We start from the raw sequence: 17,943 nt of genomic DNA, 5'->3' as shown, positions 1-17,943 counted from the left end.
GACGATGACGACTGCCTATAGCTACCGCGACGATCCATCGGTTCCAGATTTTCCCGACGACAAGCCGCTGATCGTTTTCGATGGCGAATGCGGCTTTTGCTCTCGGGATATCAATTTCGTCTTGCGCCATGATACGAAACAGCTGTTTCGCTTCACACCGGCGCAGTTCGAACTCGGCACGGCATTGATGCGCCATTACGGCTATCGAACAGATGACTATGAAACCAGTCTTTTGATCGAGAACGGCGTCGCCTATCCCCGTTCGGACGGTGTGCTGCGCGTGCTTCAGCGTCTCGGCGGAATTTTCAGTCTTGTCGCATGGCTACGCTTCATGCCGCGCAGAATTCGAGACGGGGTTTATGATCTGGTCGCCCGTAACCGCATGAAGATCGCCGGGCGGCGTCAGGCCTGCCGCATACCGACGCCTGAGGAGCGCGATCGTTTTTTCTGATTGCGCTCAGTTGTCGTTGAGGCCCTGCATTTCCGCATCCAGCGCGTCGAGATAAGCGTCCGCGATTTCCGCACCCATGCCCAGATCATGCGGGCCGAAGCGGGAGGCGACCCGGACATCGACGAGGGTGGTTTCCGTGTCTTCGCGCAAGCGAATGAGGACATCAAAGCGCAGCCCCCAGATGAGGGTGCGCGTTTCCCCCTGCATCATCACGACACCGCTACCGTTGAAGAATGTCGGGGCTGGCGCCTCTGCGGGCCGCGCCAAGGGCACCGGAACATTGGTCGGCAGCTCATCGATGGGCGTATCGGTGACACTTTCATTCTGGTCCTGCTGCGGCACGCCGGGCTGAACGTCCGGCAGCGACCCGATGAGACCATCGGTATGGGCGATGCGCATGCGCTGCGCTTTCGCTACCTTTCGGGCGGCGGTGTAGACGCGGTCGATGGCGCCTTCGTAACGGTGGCCCGCAAGGCTTGGATAAGCTGCGGCCTGCGCATCGCGATCAACCTTCGACACGATTGCCGGGCGCGGCAGCCATTGCTGGTTTGCGGTGGGAATGGACAGCCAGTTCGGGGCGTCGGCAACATCCGTGGAGACATCGTAGATTTCAGGCTTTTGCCAGTATAAAAGCCCTGCAAATGCCACGACGCCAAGCGGAACGGCAGCCAACAGAATGGCCTGGAGCGCCCAAAGCCCGCCCTTTGCGCCCGCAGACCACAGGCGTTGCAGGCCGACAATGGCAAGCAGCAGCGCAACCGCTGCGATGGCGGCAGAGATGAGCGTGAGCGAAATGAAGTCCGGCAGGGTCAGAGGACCGAAGCGATGAAGAGGGGCCGCGATCAGAAAAAGAACGAGCGCCGACAGCCCGAGATACCGGGACAGGTATGCGGCATAGGACACGGGCCGAACGAAACGCACAGTCATAAAGCGGCACCCGATGCGCATGTCTCTGCCGCAAACCGCTGAACTGATTTGCAGGACATGACGAAGTCTTTCAACGAGGGCGCTTCACGCGAAGTTCAGTTCGCAAGGAATCGCCGGTACACCACGTCATAATGGGTTTTAGCGGCGAATGGAATCGGTCCGTCGCTCCACCGCGCCGGACCGAACACTTTTCCGCGACGTGTTTTCCAAACGCAACCTTTGCCGCGCGGCAGACTTTTCTGCGGGCGCAAACAATTCTATCAATACGCACAAAAGCAGCCGTAGTCGCTGCGATCAGGGAGTGACCATCATGCGTATTTCCATCGTCCTTAGCGCACTTACCGCGATCTTGACCCTTTCATCGTGCCAGACCTTGAGCCCGGAGGAGCGGCGTGCGCGCGACGAGACCACCTGCCGGGGTTACGGCTTCCGGCCCAACACCGATCAGATGGCCGGTTGCCTGCTGGATCTGGATCTCGACCGCCGCGCCGATGCGCGTGCATGGCAGGCGCAATCCAGCCGCGACATGTTCTATCGCCCTGTCGTCGTGGAGCGCCGCATCATCGTCCAGAACCGTTAAGGCCTCAAATTTTCGCTGGAACGGCCCTCAGTGGCACGACTTTCGAGATGGTTTCGGTTTCACGTTTTTCCACCATGGCAAGCATCGCCTGCGCCGCAGACAGTCGCGCGATCGGCACACGGAATGGCGAGCAGGACACATAGTCGAGACCCGCATCCTCGCAGAAATGGATCGACGCCGGATCGCCACCGTGCTCGCCGCAAATGCCGAGCTTTAGCTCAGGACGCGTCTGGCGGCCACGATCTGCGGCGATGCGGATCAACTCGCCGACACCATCGAAATCGAGGGAGACGAACGGGTCGCGTTCGATGATGCCCTTGCGTTGATAGGTTTCGATGAAGCGGGCGGCATCGTCGCGAGAAATGCCGAATGTCGTCTGCGTCAGGTCGTTGGTGCCGAAGGAGAAGAACTCGGCAGCCTCGGCGATGACGTGGGCACGAAGTGCGGCGCGGGGCAACTCGATCATCGTGCCGGTCAGATATTCGAGCGTCATGCCTGTTTCCTGCGCCACCGCTGCGGCCACGCGGTCGATAACGGCGCGGACATAATCCAGCTCGGAGCGAAGGCCGACCAGCGGCACCATGATTTCCGGCACCACCGGCGCACCGGTCTGGCGAGCCGCTTCGACGGCAGCTTCGAAAATGGCCCGCGCCTGCATTTCGGCAATTTCGGGATAGGAAATAGCCAGACGGCAACCGCGGTGGCCAAGCATCGGGTTGAACTCGTGCAGGGCATCCAGCCTTTGGCGGAACAGTGTCTGCGACATGCCCATGGCCGCGGCGACCTCAACGATTTCACCATCGGTCTTGGGCAGGAATTCGTGCAAGGGCGGGTCGAGAAGGCGGATCGTCACCGGCAGGCCGTGCATGATGGAAAACAGGTCGGTGAAATCCTGCCGCTGCATGGGCAGCAATTGATCGAGCGCGGCACGCCTGCCCTCTTCATGCTCGGCAAGGATCATTTCGCGCATCACGTGAATGCGTTCGCCTTCAAAGAACATATGTTCGGTGCGGCAAAGGCCGATGCCTTCCGCGCCGAAAGCACGGGCAGCACGGGCGTCTGCCGGCGTATCGGCATTGGTGCGCACCGTCATGCGGCGAGTGCCGTCAGCCCATTCCATCAGCCTGGCAAAATCGCCAGAGAGTTCCGGCTGCGTCATGGGCACTTCGCCCTTCATCACGCGGCCGGACGATCCGTCAATGGTGATGACGTCGCCTCTTTTCAGCATGCAGCCAACACCAATCAGGACGTTATTGCGCATATCCACCCGCATGGAGCCGGCACCCGACACGCAGGGGATGCCCATGCCGCGCGCCACCACCGCCGCATGGCTGGTCATGCCGCCGCGCGTGGTGAGAATGCCTTCGGCGGCATGCATGCCGTGAATGTCTTCCGGGCTGGTTTCCATACGCACAAGAATGACACGTCGACCCTCGGCCTTCGCCGCCACCGCTTCGTCCGAGGTGAAGACGATTTCGCCCGATGCAGCACCCGGTGAGGCGGGAAGACCCGAACCGATAATGGGGCGCTCGATGGCGGGATCGATGGTCGGGTGCAGCAACTGGTCGAGCGACGACGGCTCGATACGACAGATTGCATCATGGGTGGTGATGAGCCCTTCGGCGACCATATCGACGGCGACTTTCATCGCGGCCTTGGTGGTGCGCTTGCCAGACCGGGTCTGCAACATCCACAATTTGCCACGCTCTATGGTGAATTCCACGTCCTGCATATCGCGGTAGTGGCTTTCCAACCGCCCGCAAATCGCCAGAAACTCTGCGAAAGCCTCCGGCATCAGCTTTTCCATCGACGGCTTGTCGGAGCCCGAGCAGATGCGCGCATCTTCGGTGATGGATTGCGGCGTGCGAATGCCCGCGACCACATCCTCGCCCTGCGCATTCACGAGGAATTCGCCGTAGAGCTCTTTTTCGCCGGTGGAGGGATTGCGGGTGAAGGCAACGCCGGTGGCCGAGGACGAGCCGAGATTGCCGAAGACCATGGCCTGGACGTTAACCGCCGTGCCCCATTCCCCGGGGATATTGTGCAGTTGGCGGTAGGTGACGGCGCGCATGTTCATCCAGCTGGCGAAGACCGCTCCGATGGCACCCCACAATTGCACCTGCGTATCCTGGGGAAAGGGATCGCCCAGCTCTTCCTCGATCAGGCCTTTGTACAGGGAGACGATGTGCTGCCACTCATCAGCGGAAAGTTCGGTGTCGTATTCGTAACCGAGGCGACCTTTTTCATCTTCGAGAATGTCCTCGAAGATCTCGTGATCGAGGCCCATCACGACATCGGCATACATCTGGATGAAACGGCGGTAACTATCCCAGGCAAAACGCGCGTCACCCGAATCGCTTGCCAGGGCCTCAACCGTCTCGTCGTTGAGGCCGAGGTTGAGAACGGTATCCATCATGCCGGGCATGGAGGCCCGCGCGCCGGATCGAATGGAGAGGAGAAGGGGCTGAGAGCCCGAGCCGAAGGTGCGGCCGGTGATGGCTTCCATGCCGGAAATGCCGCACGTCACCTGCATTTTGAGGTCTTCGGGCAGACAGCGACCACCTTGATGATAGCGCGCGCAGGCTTCGCTGATGATGGTCAAGCCGGGGGGGACAGGCAGGCCGAGGCTCGCCATTTCGGCAAGGTTTGCACCCTTGCCGCCCAATATGGCGATATCGCTCGCGCGTCCTTCGGCGGCACCGTCGCCAAAGGTATAGACCCATTTTTTCATTCTACGCTCTCCACCCAGAAGCGTTCTTGTTTTTCAACCCTTTATAGTATTGTCACAGTGTTGGAAACGCCAGTTCTGACAAGTTGTCACCGCAGTGCAGCATAAATGCGGCGCACCTGCTGATAAATCAAAACCGCCCGCGACACGCGCGGGCGGTTTTGATCTTCACCTCATCATCGGGTCGTTCAAGCTATCAGGCTCAAAACTCTTCCCAGTCCGATTTCACCGCGGCATTGCCGTTGAAGGCAGACGCCACCTTGCGGCCCAGCGCACGCGCCGGAGACTGGACGGGACGTTCTGCCTGCGTGGCCTGGCGCACCGGCGCTTCGTAACCGCCGCCCAGCTTGAACTGGCCCAGCAGATGGTTGAGCGAGGCCGCCTCGCGGGCCAGCGTATGGCTGGCTGCCGTCTGCTCTTCCACCATGGCTGCGTTCTTCTGCGTGTCCTGGTCCATCTGGTTCACAGCCGTGTTGATCTGCTGGAGACCGGAGGACTGTTCCTGCGCGCCATCCACGATCGCCAGGACGTGACGGTTGATTTCCTGAACTTCGGCAACGATGGTTTCCAGCGCACGACCCGTTTCACCCACCAGCTGTACGCCCTGCTGGACCTGGCCGTTCGATGTCGTGATCAGCGCCTTGATGTCCTTGGCTGCGTTTGCGGAACGCTGGGCCAGTTCGCGCACTTCCTGTGCGACAACCGCAAAGCCCTTGCCCGCTTCACCGGCACGTGCCGCTTCCACACCGGCGTTGAGCGCCAGAAGGTTGGTCTGGAAGGCGATCTCGTCGATCACGCTGATGATATTGGAAATCTCCGACGACGACTTTTCGATCTGCTCCATGGCAATCACAGCCTTACGAACCACATCGCCGGACTGTTCGGCACCGGTGCGGGCCTTGGACACGAGCTGACCGGCTTCCTGGGCGCGCTTGGTCGAGTCCTTGACCGTCGTGGTGATCTGCTCGAGTGCGGCGGCGGTTTCCTCCACCGATGCGGCCTGCTGTTCGGTGCGCTTGGCCAGATCGTCGGCGGCAGCGCGGATTTCATTGGCACCGGCGTCGATACCACGGGCATTGACCGCCACGCTGTTGAGGGCAGACTGCAGCTTTTCGGCAGACGAGTTGAAGTTGGCGCGAACCACGTCCAGATGCTGAACAAAAGGCTGGCTGATGCGGTAGGACACTTCGCCATCCGCCAGACGCGACAGCGCATCGGCCAGATGATCGACGGCAAAGCTGGTGTCTGCGGCTTCTTTGGCCTTCTGCTCTTCGCGGGCGATCCGTTCCTTCTCCGACAGGCTGCGGTTGGCATCGGCTTCCTGTTCCAAACGGATCCGCTCGAGAGCGTTGTTGCGGAAAATGAGGACGTTCTGCGCCATCTTCCCGATCTCGTCCTTTCGATCTGCGCCGGGTATTTCCAGATCGACATTGCCGGATGCGAGCGATGACATCGATCCTGTCATGAGCTGAATGGGCTTGATGACGCCGCGGATGACGATGAGGACGCAGACGGTTGCCAGTGCCAAAGCAATGGCGCCGAGGACAGCGAGAGTATGGAGGATAAAGGTTTTGAGGTCTTCACCTGTGGCCATTCCGTCTTTGGCCGCCGTCAATTGTATCTCGATAAGCTTTGAAACGGATTCACCGAGGGGATCGATGATCTGATAGAGCTGACCATCGGCGAACTTGCCGATCTCCTCCAGATTACCCGCCTGCAAAAGCGTGATGATTCCTTGAATTTTCTGATCAGCCGACTGGCGCATGGTTTGGAATTCATCCGCAAGGCGCTTCTCGTCCACCGTGAGATAGGTCGCCGTGTAATCACGCCAGGATGTTTCGATACTTTGCATGGCGCCGCGAATATTCTGGATACCCTGCTCGTTGGTCAGCGCGCCGCCACTGACCTTGTGGATGGTATCGACAATCTTGACCGCATAATCATCGGAAATGGATTTGAGCTGCGCCATCGGCACGACACGGTCGGCAACAATGCTGCGCAAAAGCCTTGCTTCTTCATTCAGCGCATAAAGAGAAAACAGGGACGTCACAGCCAGAATGGCAACAAGGAAGAATATGCACGACAGGAGTTTGGACCGAATAGACATGGAAATCCTCTTGAACGAAACATCTCCGCGTAGATCGGATGGCCCGAATACTGTCCGGCGATAGGAAAATTCGCCATCGGAAGGTGATCTAAAAGCATTAACAGGCCATGAAAAAACACATATATGCTTATAAATTAAGCAAAATTCGCGTAACGTCTTTGTTGATGACCGATTTATGAGAAGATATACATCAGAAGGTGCATAATATTTCATCGTCGGCTTGCGAAAACCAACCGAGGGGAGAAACTATAAGGCAACGCTTCGCCTTGCTAGAGGAATAGGAAGGCTTTCCCCTCAAAAAGCACCAGAGGAATTCGTCTTTATTGTTGTGGCACCGTGAAAAGTCGATTAACGACAGATCAAGCAGTCTCGATCAACCGTTCCGCCATCTGCAGATCGACGGAAACGAGTTGCGACACACCCTGTTCGGCCATGGTGACGCCGAACAGGCGGTTCATGCGGGCCATGGTGATGGGGTTGTGGGTGATGATGACGAAGCGGGTTTCGGTGGATGCCACCATCTCGTCCATCAGATTGCAGTAACGCTCGACATTGTGGTCATCCAGCGGGGCGTCCACCTCGTCCAGCACGCAGATCGGCGCCGGGTTGGTGAGGAAGACGGCAAAGATCAGCGCCATTGCCGTCAAAGCCTGCTCGCCACCTGAGAGAAGCGTCATGGTTTGCGGCTTCTTGCCGGGCGGGCGAGCAAGAATTTCCAGGCCGGCTTCCAGTGGATCATCTGACTCGATCAATTGCAGCTCCGCCGTGCCGCCACCGAAAAGGTGTGTGAACAGCCGCTGGAACTGCGTGTTGACGATGTCGAAGGCCGCAACCAGACGCTCGCGGCCTTCGCGGTTGAGATTGTGAATGCCTGCGCGAAGCTTTCGCACCGCATCGATGATGTCGTCGCGTTCCTTGATCAGTGCTGCCAGCTTTTCCGATAGTTCGGCCTGCTCTTCATCAGCACGCAGGTTGACTGCGCCCAAGCGCTCCCGCTCGATCTTCAACCGGTCCAGATCGCGCTCGACATCGCGTATGTCGGGCATTGGCGTATCAGCTCCAAGTCCCGTCAGTCGGAATGCCATATGAGGCTCAACATTCAGCGCTTCACGGATGCGGTGTTCGCTTTCCTGACGTTTTTCTCGGGCGGAAACGAGCCGCTCCTCGGCGCGTCCGCGCTTTTCACGCGCCTCCGCCAATGCTGACAGGGCAATGGTGGCCGCGCGGTCTGCCTCTCGTTGCAGGTTTTCCGCCTCGACCAGTTGGTCTGCCGCGTCGCGTCGCGCTGCCTCGGTCTTTTGCAATTGCGTGAGGAGATCACGGCGCTTCTCATCGAATTCTTCCGGCGCGATGTCGAGTGCGGCAAGCTCATCGCGGGCTTCGTCCTCGCGTTCGCGCAGCGTGGCGATATGGCCGCTGGCGCTTGCCGCGCGCGCCTGCCAGGTGGCGCGCTCCTGTGCAATGGCATTGATGCGGCGCTGGCGAGCCTCCGCTTCCCGGTTCAGGCCTTCATGCCGGGCGCGCGCTTCAGCCAAAAGGCTACGGTCGGTCGCGACGTCCAGTTGGCTCTCGCGCAGGCGCAGATCAAGATCGGAGAGGTCGGCCGCGTCCTCCAGTTCGATGCGGGCGTCTTCTTCCTGAGCGGAGATGTCCTCTATCTGGCCACTGATCTGGTTGATGGCTTCAGACACGACATCGCGGCGGCGCAGGAGATCGCCGGAGGCGCGCTCAGCCATCGAAAGGGCGTCCCGTGCTTCAACCAGCTGGCGTGAGGCAAGACGGCTTCGTTCCCGTGCGTCCGCGAGCTGACTTTCCACCATACGAATGCCGTCTGCGCTGGCGGCAAGCTGATCTTCGGCTTCCTCCAGAGCGTAGCGCGCCTCGTCGACTTCACCCTCCAACTCGCTCAGACGGTTTTTCTGGGCAAGCCTGAGTGCTGCATTGCCAGGAGCGTCGGCGCTGGTGATATGGCCATCCCAGCGGAAAAGCGCGCCATCTTTTGTTACGAGGCGCTGGCCGGGTTTCAGTGCTGGCATCACACGCTTGGCTTCGTCGACGCTCGAAACAAGACCCGTCTGGCGAAGGGCGCGTCTCAGTGCATCCGGACCTGCGACATGCGAAAGCAGCGATGCAATGCCTTCTGGCAGGGCCGGGTCGGCACCGTCGTTGCCATTGATGACCCAGTATGCGGGAGCGGCCGCGTCGAGCGGACTTTCGAGGTCATCACCCAGGGCCGCGCCAAGAGCAGCCTCGAAACCGCGATCCACCGTCAACTGTTCCGCCACCGGCGTAAACGAGCCCGATACCGCACCGGCATCCAGCATTTTTGAAATGGTGCGCGCTTCGGTTTCCAGCCCGTTGAGACGGGTGCGTGCCACATCGACCGGGCCACGCGCCATGGCTTCCACAGAGCGCGCCTCGGCAACCGCCGATTCCGCCTCCTCCACCACGATCAACGCGTCTTCGACAGCGATCTCGGCAGCTTCCACGGTTTCCCGTTTTTCGGACGGGTCAGGCAGACCGGAGAGCTTTTCATCGATATTATCGATTTCGGCCGCGGCTTCCGATGCCTGACGCTCCGCGCGCGCCTTGCGGTCGGAGAGATCGCGAATGGTGCGCTCCAACTGCGTACGGGCGGCGGCGGCTTCCGCACGTTCCGCCGTCAATGCTGCAAAAACGCGTTCACTCTCGGTGAGTTTCGACGTGGCTTGCTCGAAAGCCTCACGCGTTTCCTCGGCGTGACGACCCGAATCAGAGAGAATGTCGAGGATTTCAGCCTCTTCCGTATCCAGCCGCGCCAGGATTTCGGAATTGTCGGAGACCATTCGCTCTTCGCGCCCGATATCCTCCCCCAATTGCGCCAAGCGTCGGGCAAGCTCGTCGCGGCGGCGCAGGATGCGGTTGGTTTCTTCATCCAGTTGCGTTCGAGCGATTTGCAGGCGCTGTAGAGCCGCGGCGACCTTCGCTTCGTTTTCACGCAGTTCCGGCAGCTTGAAGCTGGCAAGGCCTTGCGCTTTGGCGGCTTCCATCTGGGCCTGCGCCCTTTCAGCGACCACATTCGTCGCCTGATTGAGGGCGCTTTCCGCCTCTGCTTCGGACTGCTTGGCCTCCACCCAGCGGATATGCAGCAATGTCGCTTCGCGAGCGCGGATATCCGCCGACAGCATCTTGAAGCGGTTGGCCTGACGCGCCTGTCGTTTCAGGCTTTCGATCTGGCTTTCCAATTGCGCCGTTACATCTTCCAGACGTTCCAGATTGGTTTCGGCAGCACGCAGGCGCAGTTCCGCCTCATGGCGGCGCGAATGGAGACCGGAAATGCCTGCCGCTTCTTCCAGCAACTGACGACGCGCCTGGGGCTTGGCGTTGATGAGTTCCCCGATCCGCCCCTGCCCCACCATGGAGGGCGAGCGTGCGCCGGTGGAGGCATCGGCAAACAGAAGCTGCACATCCTTGGCGCGAGCTTCCTTGCCGTTGATACGGTAGACCGAGCCATTTTCGCGCTCGATACGACGCGTGACCTGAATTTCATCGGCATCGTTGAACGCGGCAGGCGCGGTGCGGTCTGAATTGTCGAGATAGAGGCCGACTTCGGCGGTATTGCGGGCGGGGCGATTGCCTGAACCGGAAAAGATCACGTCATCCATGCCGGATGCGCGCATGTTCTTGTAGGAGTTTTCGCCCATCACCCAGCGGAGCGCCTCGACAAGGTTGGACTTGCCGCAGCCATTGGGTCCGACGACGCCGGTCAGGCCTGGCTCGATGATAAACTCGGACGGCTCCACAAAGGATTTGAAGCCAAGCAGGCGCAGCTTGTTAAACTTCATGCTGCTGCCCCGAGAACAAAAAAACGGGCGCACGGAGGTAACCGTCGCCCGTTTTGATCCGGTAACGTCGTTTAGAGAAGGCTGTCGACGAGGGCCGACATATTTTCCACAGACATGTCTCCAGCGTAGCGCTTTCCGTTGATGATGAAGGTCGGGGTCGAATTGACGCCGAATTCCGTCGCACCGCGTTGCATCGTTGCGTTCACATCATCCAGAAGCTTCTGGTTCGTCAAGCAGGCCTCGAATGTCTCCTGTGAAAAACCTGCCAGTTTCGACATTTGCAGCAGCGCGGCACGTGCGTCCTGCGCCGTTGCCCAGCTCTGCTGCTGTTTGAACAGCATGGAAACGAACGGGTAATACTGCTGTTCGGGCGCGCAACGGGCCAGCATGAAGGCTGCAGCAGCACGCGGATCGAACGGGAATTCGCGGATGACGAAGTAAACCTTGCCGGTGTCGATGTACTTCTTCTTGATTTCATCAAACGTCGTATTGTGGAAATGTGCGCAGTGCGGGCAGGTCATCGACATGTATTCGACGATCTTTACCTTCGCATTCGGGTCACCGACGCCACGATCCGGCAGCGGGCCGGGCTTCATGACCGCATCCATATCCACATCACCCGTAGACTGGGGCAAGTCCTGCGCAAAGGCGGAACCTGGTGTCAGTGCGAATGGCAGGGCAGCGACCACTGCGGCTAGAGCGACACCGCCCAGAAGGCTGCGGCGAGAAAGAGTGACGTCTGGAAAATGCATCTAGCACCTGTTTGTGAAAGACTGGAGTTGTCTACAATTGCGATATAGCGACCGCTTTTAGAGAACAAGCGGCCATTTCTTCTCTTCTTGTCAAAGAATTGTGACCAGTCAAGGACCGTGTGGGCTCAAGCCTGCGTCAAATCGTGCCACGCCGCACCCGCTTTTGTAAAACAGCGGTCCCCAGACGCTCCACCGCCTTGCGCAGAGCCTCGCTCTCGATGCCCTCCATCATGCCCTCCAGCCTTTTTGCGGCATCGCCGCGCAGAGGCTGCGGCTTGGGGCGGCGATTGAGCGTTTGCGACACCGGCTTCTGCACGATCCTGATCTGGCGCACCGCCGGAAAGCCGAAGAAGCCATTGATGCGGGCAATCAATTCGCCCTGCGCATGGGTGAGGAACAGGGCGCGAGCACCTTCACAAGCAATCGTGAGGACACCTGCCTGATAGCCGCCACGATCCGGCCCCTCGTCGCGGCGCGGCCATGTGATCTTTTCCGGGCGGGTGCAATCGGCGAAGTCGGCGCCGGCAATTTCGTCCCATGAACCGAGCAGCGACGTGCTGATTCCCGCACGTTTAGCCAAAACCGGATCAATGATGCCGTTTGCGATTTCGGCAATCTGGATAACGCCTTTGCGGGGCTTTTTCATTTTGAACTCGCGGCTTGATTGGCTGAGATGAATGAACCAAGTATAGGCGCAATATGAGGGCCACAGCAAACCATGCTTCAGAAAATTGAAAACCCGCCTTATGCGGAGATGCTGCTGGCGTGGTACGACAGGCACCACCGAGACCTCCCGTGGCGTACCTCTCCACCCATGACGGCAAAGGGTTTGCGCGCCAATCCGTATCATGTCTGGCTGTCCGAGGTGATGCTGCAACAGACCACCGTTCAGGCGGTAAAGCCCTACTTTGCCAAGTTTCTGGCACAGTGGCCAAGGGTGGAGGATTTGGCAGCCGCACCCAGCGAGGACGTGATGGCTGCCTGGGCGGGGCTTGGATATTATGCGCGCGCGCGCAATCTGAAGAAATGCGCCGAAGCGGTGGCGAACGCGCATGGCGGCGTGTTTCCCGATACCGAAGAGGGATTGAAAGCCCTGCCCGGCATCGGCGATTACACGGCAGCAGCGATTGCCGCAATCGCCTTCAACCGTCAGGCAGCGGTGCTGGACGGCAATGTCGAGCGCGTGATTTCCCGCCTGTTTTGCATCGACGCCCCCCTGCCCGGCTCCAAGGGGGCTATGCGGGCGAAGGTGGCCGAGATAACCCCGGCTAACCGTCCGGGTGATTTCGCGCAAGCGATGATGGACCTCGGGGCAACGATCTGTACGCCGAAGCGTCCGGCCTGCGCGCTCTGTCCTTACAACAGCCATTGCCAGGCGCTGGACCACGATGAACCGGAACGTTTTCCGGTAAAGGCTGCCAAGAAGGATAAACCGGTACGCGTGGGAGCGGCCTTCGTTGCCGTGAATAACACGGGCGAGATTTTGCTGCGTCGCCGCACCGAAACAGGGCTTCTCGGCGGCATGACCGAGGTGCCCACGACAGCGTGGACGGCACGTATCGATGGTGGCACAGACACCGAGCACGCGCCCTTTGATGCGGACTGGGAGGCAGCCGGCACAATTGTGCACGTGTTTACCCACTTCGAGCTTAGACTTTCCATTTTCCGTGCCAGAGTTTCCGGCAGCATACCTTTCGGGGCCAATGACGAATGGTGGGAGCCGATCACAAATCTCGATGCGCAAGCGCTGCCGACCGTGATGAAAAAAGCGATCGAGCAGGCTGTTCCGTTGGCCTTCAATAAAAGCAGGAAGACTTGATGACCAATATCAACCATATCGTTTTCGATATCGGCAAAGTTCTGATCCACTACGATCCGAATATTCCCTACAGCCGCCTTATTCCAGATGAGCAGGAACGGGTGTGGTTCTTCGGAAACGTGTGCACCAATGATTGGAACCTGGAGCAGGACCGCGGCCGCACATGGGACGACGCCGAAGCTCTGCTTTTGCGAGACTATCCCGATCACGAAGAGACGATCCGCGCCTTTCGTCTGCACTGGCATGAAATGGTATCGCACGCATACGAGGAATCAGTGGCCATTCTGAAAGCCCTGATCGACAGCGGATACGACGTGACGATGCTCACCAACTTCGCCTCGGATACCTTCCGCGAAGCGCAGAAAATGTATCCTTTCTTGACGTGGTCACGCGGCGTGACGGTGTCAGGCGATGTCGGCCTGATCAAGCCAGATGTGGCGATCTATGAATTGCACGCAAGGACTTTTGGCCTCGACCCTGCCAGCAGCCTTTTCATCGACGATTCGCCTCCCAATGTGGAAGGCGCGAAAGCCGCCGGATGGCAGGCGGTGCATTTTACCGGTGCTGATCAGTTGAAAGCGAATTTGGCCACGTATGGCGTCAGTTTCTGAAACGAGAATGTCTGGTGCAGGCGAAAATGGCGGTCTTCTACCTGCACCAGTCCGACCGCGAACGGCCAGATTTGTAAATCTCATAATCGGGAAAGTTGCTGCCCTTGTTTTTCTGGACCTTGCCTTTGCGACATCATCTCTGACATCCAGGCAGATCCACTGGCGGCTTGCTTGTGGCTCCCTTGGACACACTAGCTAGAGAGCCATACTTGCTCCAGGCTTGCCATGCAATTGATATATTTAAGAAAATTCTGTTATGATTAATAGCAAATACACAGCCGTCCGGCGCTCAGGGAACGCCGGACGGCTGTTGCTCTTCACCCGGGACTGAAGGTACTAAAACCGGATGAAGTATCCTTGGCGATAAAAATCGCCAGCGATTGACAAGGGCAAAGCGGTGGATCGCTTTATCCGGCCTTTGCCATTTCATTGCGGATCAGAGTTCTCAGATCGTCGATCGGCTTGAGAGCCTCACCATCTTCGAAGTGCCAGAAGGTCCAGCCGTTGCAGGCATCCAGCCCTTGCACCTTGGCGCCGAGGCGATGGATGGAGCCAGCAGTGCCGCCGGATGCAACTGTTCCATCGGCACGGATGATGGCGCTGTAGCGGCGTTTCGCATCCGTCAAGACCTGACCGGGACGAACCAGACCGCTTTCGAGGAGCACGTTGAACGCAACGCGCGGCTCTGACTTCTTGCCGGTCATAACCGTGAGTTCAGCCTTGCCGAGAGGCTCGACGGCGGCGATACGTGCAGAGGCCGCATCGATATAGTCCTGCTCGCGCTCGATGCCGACGAAATGACGGCCCAGACGCTTGGCCACCGCACCCGTGGTGCCGGAGCCGAAAAAGGGGTCGAGCACCACATCACCCGGCTTGGTCGACGCCATGATGACGCGTGCCAGCAGGGCTTCCGGCTTCTGGGTGGGATGAACCTTCTTGCCGTCATCGCCCTTCAGGCGCTCTCCGCCGCTGCAGATCGGAAACAGCCAGTCGGACCGCATCTGCACATCATCGTTGGAGGCCTTCAGTGCTTCGTAGTTAAAGGTGTAGCTTTTCGCCTTGGCGTCACGGCTGGCCCAGATCATCGTTTCATGCGCGTTCTGGAACCGGCGACCCTTGAAGTTCGGCATCGGATTTGTCTTGCGCCAGACGATATCGTTCAGGATCCAGAAATTCATGTCCTGAAGAATGGAGCCGACGCGATAGATATTGTGGTAGGAGCCGATGACCCAGATCGTGCCGTTAGGCTTGAGCACACGTCGGCAGGCCAGAAGCCAGGCGCGGGTAAAGGCGTCGTATGCCTCGAAGGAGGCGAACTGGTCCCAATCATTATCGACGGCATCGACCAGCGACTGGTCCGGGCGGTGAAGCGTGCCACCGAGCTGAAGATTATACGGCGGATCAGCGAAAATCGCATCGACCGACTGGCTGGGGAGTGCCTCGAGCGCGGCGACGCAATCACCCTTGATGATGCTGTCTTTCCAGGCATCGCTCTCACCTGCAAGATCAAAACCGGCACGCCGAAAATCGGCCAGCGGAAACACTGATGCCATTGGTACTCGCTCCATACACTGACTCAACTCAACTGAGCCTTATGGTTACCGAAGTTGGTTATCAAAGGCTGAACGCGGGGCGAAAAACGCGTTAAGTGTGTAAAAAAATTCGCTTACTGCGGAATAAACGGGGGTGGCCATGGTTAAGCATTGCTTCAGCTGTCCGTCTCATCATCATGAAATATCGCGAGGCGAGTACTCCCCTGGATGGTGTCACACCCAAGACTTTGGAGCATTTTTGACGCTGTGATGTGATTCATGAGTGAGTCATGGAACCAAACGTCACTTTTAACGTTGTGATTTCGGAATTTTGTGCGCCATCTATATGATGGAGCCAGGGTTAAGGGTCGCAGGGGTAATTTCAGAATGCGCGTTTCCATCATGATCGTTTCCACACTTTTTGCCAGCACGGCCTTTGCGCAGAGCGCGACGACACCGGCTCCAAAACCACAGATCAACGTCAAGACGGATGCGATGCTCGTCACGGGCGGGCCATCCCTTGGCGATAGCGACAAGGTGCGGTGGGATTTCTACAAGGCCGACAGCACCGGCAACGCGAGCGAAGAAAATGTCGGCGGCGCCTATGACGCGACATTCGAGGAAAAAATCCCGGTGGGCAAATATGTGGCGGTGGCAAGCCTTGGCAACATCACCCGCAACATTCCCGTCGAGATCAAGGATGGGTCGGTTGCGCAGGTGAATGTCGTGTTCGACGCCGCGCAATTGACCGTTGTCCCCAAGCGCAGCAAAGACAGCAAGGAAGCCGAGCCGCAAGCCCGCGTCGACATCAAGCAGGGAACGTTCAGCGACAGCATCTATGGCGCCAAGGAAACATACGCTCCGGCCGGCGAGCTTAAGCTTGAAGGTCGCATCGGCCCCGCCAGAGCCGAAGACACGGTGGTCGTGAAAGCGGGCGAGACGATCAGCCACGACCTCATCATTCCCAGCGGCGTCGTGATTGCCAACGCTGTCTACAAGGATGGCGGGCGCGCCGTTGAAACAGACAATATTCGCTTTGAGACCGTGTCCACGGACGAAACCATCGATGGTACCCGCGAAACCATGACTGGCACCTATGGTCCCGGCAAATTGATGCAGATGCCTGCTGGCTCCTTCGTCATGCGCGCGCGTCTGGGCAAGGTTGTGGTGGAAACACCGTTCAGCGTGACTGCGGGCCAGCGGACCACTGTGACCGTCAACCTCGATGCTGGCGTTCTGGCGGTAAAAGCCAAGGATGCCCAGCGAATCGACATCGTGGAAACAACGAAAGATCTGCAAGGCACGCAGAAGGAAATCTCAGGCCGTTATGGCACCACGCATCAGGAAACCCTGCATCCCGGAAACTATTCCGTGAGGGTAACCTATGACGACAAAACCAGGCGTGAGCCTAAAGAAGTAAACGCGACGGTCAAAGCCGCAGAGCGCACGGAAATCAACATCACCGACTGACCCCAGCGGTCGTCTGCGGCGCGACCTTCACGCCGCAGAAATTCGACGCGGAAACGCGGTCGCAAAGACCCATCCATTCGCAGCCCGAGCAGGCGGTGCGCAAGGACCCTTGCTGGAAACCGGATCGAAGCTTTTCAATGAAAGCCTTATCAGGCTTGATGCGGCTCCCGATTTCAAATGTTTCGCCCAACCACTCCGTTACGACGGACAGAGCGTTCGCATCGCGCGTGTTGACGCTGGCTCTGAAGCAGTGCGCGGTTTCGTCGTTGAGCAGCGGCGCACAGATGTCATCCGGGCCGGACACGATTTCGATCTCTTCGCCGCCACTCAGTCGTTTGGCAACACGGTCATAATTGACCGTGAAGCCAGGCGTATAGCCTTTACCGACATAGGTCAGCATGCAGAGCAGGTGATGCGCCCTGAGACGAACCGTCAACGGGTAACCTCTTTACGCGGCGCCAGAAGCTTCAGAACCGCAGCGGCAAGAGCGGATTTCAGCACAGCGCCGAGAATGAAGGGGGCAACGCCTGCAATCCAGGCTTTTTCAGCACCCAACAGACCTGCCAGCCATGCCCAGCCGAGGGCAAGACCCAGCACATTTGCGCCTAAGTGGAGCAGGAAGCCGGCGAAGGGGCGATGACCGTTGATCGCTTTTTCCGTCAAGAAGCCGACTAGCGCTGCCATGATTGGAAAAGAAACGAGGTAGCCGGCAGTCGGTCCGACAAAAGGCATAAGGCCGGACGATGACCCCGCCAGAACCGGAAGTCCGAGCAGGGCCTGTCCCAACCAGGCAAGCACAGTCAACGTACCGAGACGCCAGCCGTAGAGAGCACCGATCATCGTGATCGCAAACGTCTGCATGGTGATCGGCACGGGCACCATCGGCACAGCAGTTTTAGAGGCCAGTGCCAACACCAATGTTCCGGCAACAACGAACAAAGCCTGCTGGACGACGGATCTTGACGAAAGATCGAGAAAGCCTGGATAGGCGCTGCGAATATGTGTTGTCATGATGTCTCCTTCTAAAATTATAGATAATCTTTTAGCAACGACACAATTGATACCCCAAAATACTTTTAAATCCAGACAAGAGCTTCTCCATTCACGGTGCGGACATCGCCCCATGTGGGCAGATTTGACAA

Annotated in this window: 14 protein-coding genes; 5 read left to right on the top strand and 9 right to left on the bottom strand. The window is 58.7% G+C overall.

The features are described 5' to 3' along the window. The first annotated feature begins 4 nt into the window (after positions 1–4). A complete protein-coding gene (locus tag GGQ73_RS04770; RefSeq protein WP_183894349.1) occupies positions 5–451 on the top strand; it encodes a thiol-disulfide oxidoreductase DCC family protein in 447 nt (148 codons plus the stop codon). Between the two features lie 6 nt (positions 452–457). Here the strand turns inward: GGQ73_RS04770 and GGQ73_RS04765 are convergent, their stop codons facing one another. Further along, entirely contained in the window at positions 458–1,378 is a 921-nt protein-coding gene (locus tag GGQ73_RS04765) for a DUF1499 domain-containing protein (protein ID WP_183894346.1), read from the bottom strand. A gap of 310 nt (positions 1,379–1,688) precedes the next feature. Between GGQ73_RS04765 and GGQ73_RS04760 the strand changes: the two genes are divergently transcribed. Further along, positions 1,689–1,958: a hypothetical protein gene (locus GGQ73_RS04760; RefSeq protein ID WP_183894344.1), complete on the top strand. Its 270-nt coding sequence runs from the start codon at positions 1,689–1,691 to the stop codon at positions 1,956–1,958. A gap of 4 nt (positions 1,959–1,962) precedes the next feature. On the opposite strand, the gene ppdK is transcribed toward GGQ73_RS04760, so the two are convergent. The 5 genes from ppdK to GGQ73_RS04735 all read right to left on the bottom strand — a co-directional run bounded on the left by ppdK (position 1,963) and on the right by GGQ73_RS04735 (position 12,015). Further along, positions 1,963–4,689, bottom strand: coding sequence for a pyruvate, phosphate dikinase (gene ppdK / locus GGQ73_RS04755; protein ID WP_183894343.1), 2,727 nt, complete (start codon positions 4,687–4,689; stop codon positions 1,963–1,965). A 199-nt stretch (positions 4,690–4,888) separates the two neighbouring features. Continuing rightward, positions 4,889–6,799: a HAMP domain-containing methyl-accepting chemotaxis protein gene (locus GGQ73_RS04750; protein WP_412762954.1), complete on the bottom strand. Its 1,911-nt coding sequence runs from the start codon at positions 6,797–6,799 to the stop codon at positions 4,889–4,891. A 353-nt stretch (positions 6,800–7,152) separates the two neighbouring features. Further along, entirely contained in the window at positions 7,153–10,617 is a 3,465-nt protein-coding gene (gene smc / locus GGQ73_RS04745; RefSeq protein ID WP_183894339.1) for a chromosome segregation protein SMC, read from the bottom strand. A 71-nt stretch (positions 10,618–10,688) separates the two neighbouring features. Then, a complete protein-coding gene (locus tag GGQ73_RS04740; RefSeq protein WP_174152293.1) occupies positions 10,689–11,369 on the bottom strand; it encodes a DsbA family protein in 681 nt (226 codons plus the stop codon). A gap of 136 nt (positions 11,370–11,505) precedes the next feature. Continuing rightward, the gene (locus GGQ73_RS04735; RefSeq protein WP_183894337.1) at positions 11,506–12,015 is read right to left on the bottom strand and encodes a DUF721 domain-containing protein; all 510 of its coding nucleotides are present in this window, start codon (positions 12,013–12,015) and stop codon (positions 11,506–11,508) included. A 72-nt stretch (positions 12,016–12,087) separates the two neighbouring features. Here GGQ73_RS04735 and mutY point away from each other — a divergent pair, with 72 nt between their 5' ends. After that, positions 12,088–13,188, top strand: coding sequence for an A/G-specific adenine glycosylase (mutY, locus tag GGQ73_RS04730; RefSeq protein ID WP_412762950.1), 1,101 nt, complete (start codon positions 12,088–12,090; stop codon positions 13,186–13,188). Beyond that, positions 13,188–13,799: an HAD family hydrolase gene (locus GGQ73_RS04725; protein ID WP_183894335.1), complete on the top strand. Its 612-nt coding sequence runs from the start codon at positions 13,188–13,190 to the stop codon at positions 13,797–13,799. Before mutY ends, GGQ73_RS04725 begins: the two co-directional genes overlap by 1 nt. 407 nt (positions 13,800–14,206) lie before the next feature. Here GGQ73_RS04725 and GGQ73_RS04720 read toward each other — a convergent pair whose 3' ends face one another. Further along, a complete protein-coding gene (locus tag GGQ73_RS04720) occupies positions 14,207–15,352 on the bottom strand; it encodes a site-specific DNA-methyltransferase (protein WP_174152290.1) in 1,146 nt (381 codons plus the stop codon). 366 nt (positions 15,353–15,718) lie between these two features. Here GGQ73_RS04720 and GGQ73_RS04715 point away from each other — a divergent pair, with 366 nt between their 5' ends. Continuing rightward, complete coding sequence (locus GGQ73_RS04715; RefSeq protein ID WP_183894333.1) at positions 15,719–16,801, top strand: hypothetical protein; 1,083 nt, start codon at positions 15,719–15,721, stop codon at positions 16,799–16,801. Here the strand turns inward: GGQ73_RS04715 and GGQ73_RS04710 are convergent. Together GGQ73_RS04710 and GGQ73_RS04705 are read right to left on the bottom strand one after the other, a co-directional pair. Beyond that, entirely contained in the window at positions 16,791–17,237 is a 447-nt protein-coding gene (locus GGQ73_RS04710) for a DUF1284 domain-containing protein (RefSeq protein ID WP_174152288.1), read from the bottom strand. The two genes, GGQ73_RS04715 and GGQ73_RS04710, sit on opposite strands and share 11 nt — an antisense overlap. Continuing rightward, on the bottom strand, positions 17,234–17,812 hold the full coding sequence (locus tag GGQ73_RS04705; RefSeq protein WP_174152287.1) for a biotin transporter BioY: 579 nt from the start codon (positions 17,810–17,812) through the stop codon (positions 17,234–17,236). Before GGQ73_RS04705 ends, GGQ73_RS04710 begins: the two co-directional genes overlap by 4 nt. Positions 17,813–17,943: the final 131 nt, after the last annotated feature.

This window comes from Rhizobium skierniewicense, assembly GCF_014196515.1.
Lineage (GTDB): Bacteria > Pseudomonadota > Alphaproteobacteria > Rhizobiales > Rhizobiaceae > Agrobacterium > Agrobacterium skierniewicense.
This window is presented reverse-complemented; position numbering and strand designations above follow the sequence as displayed.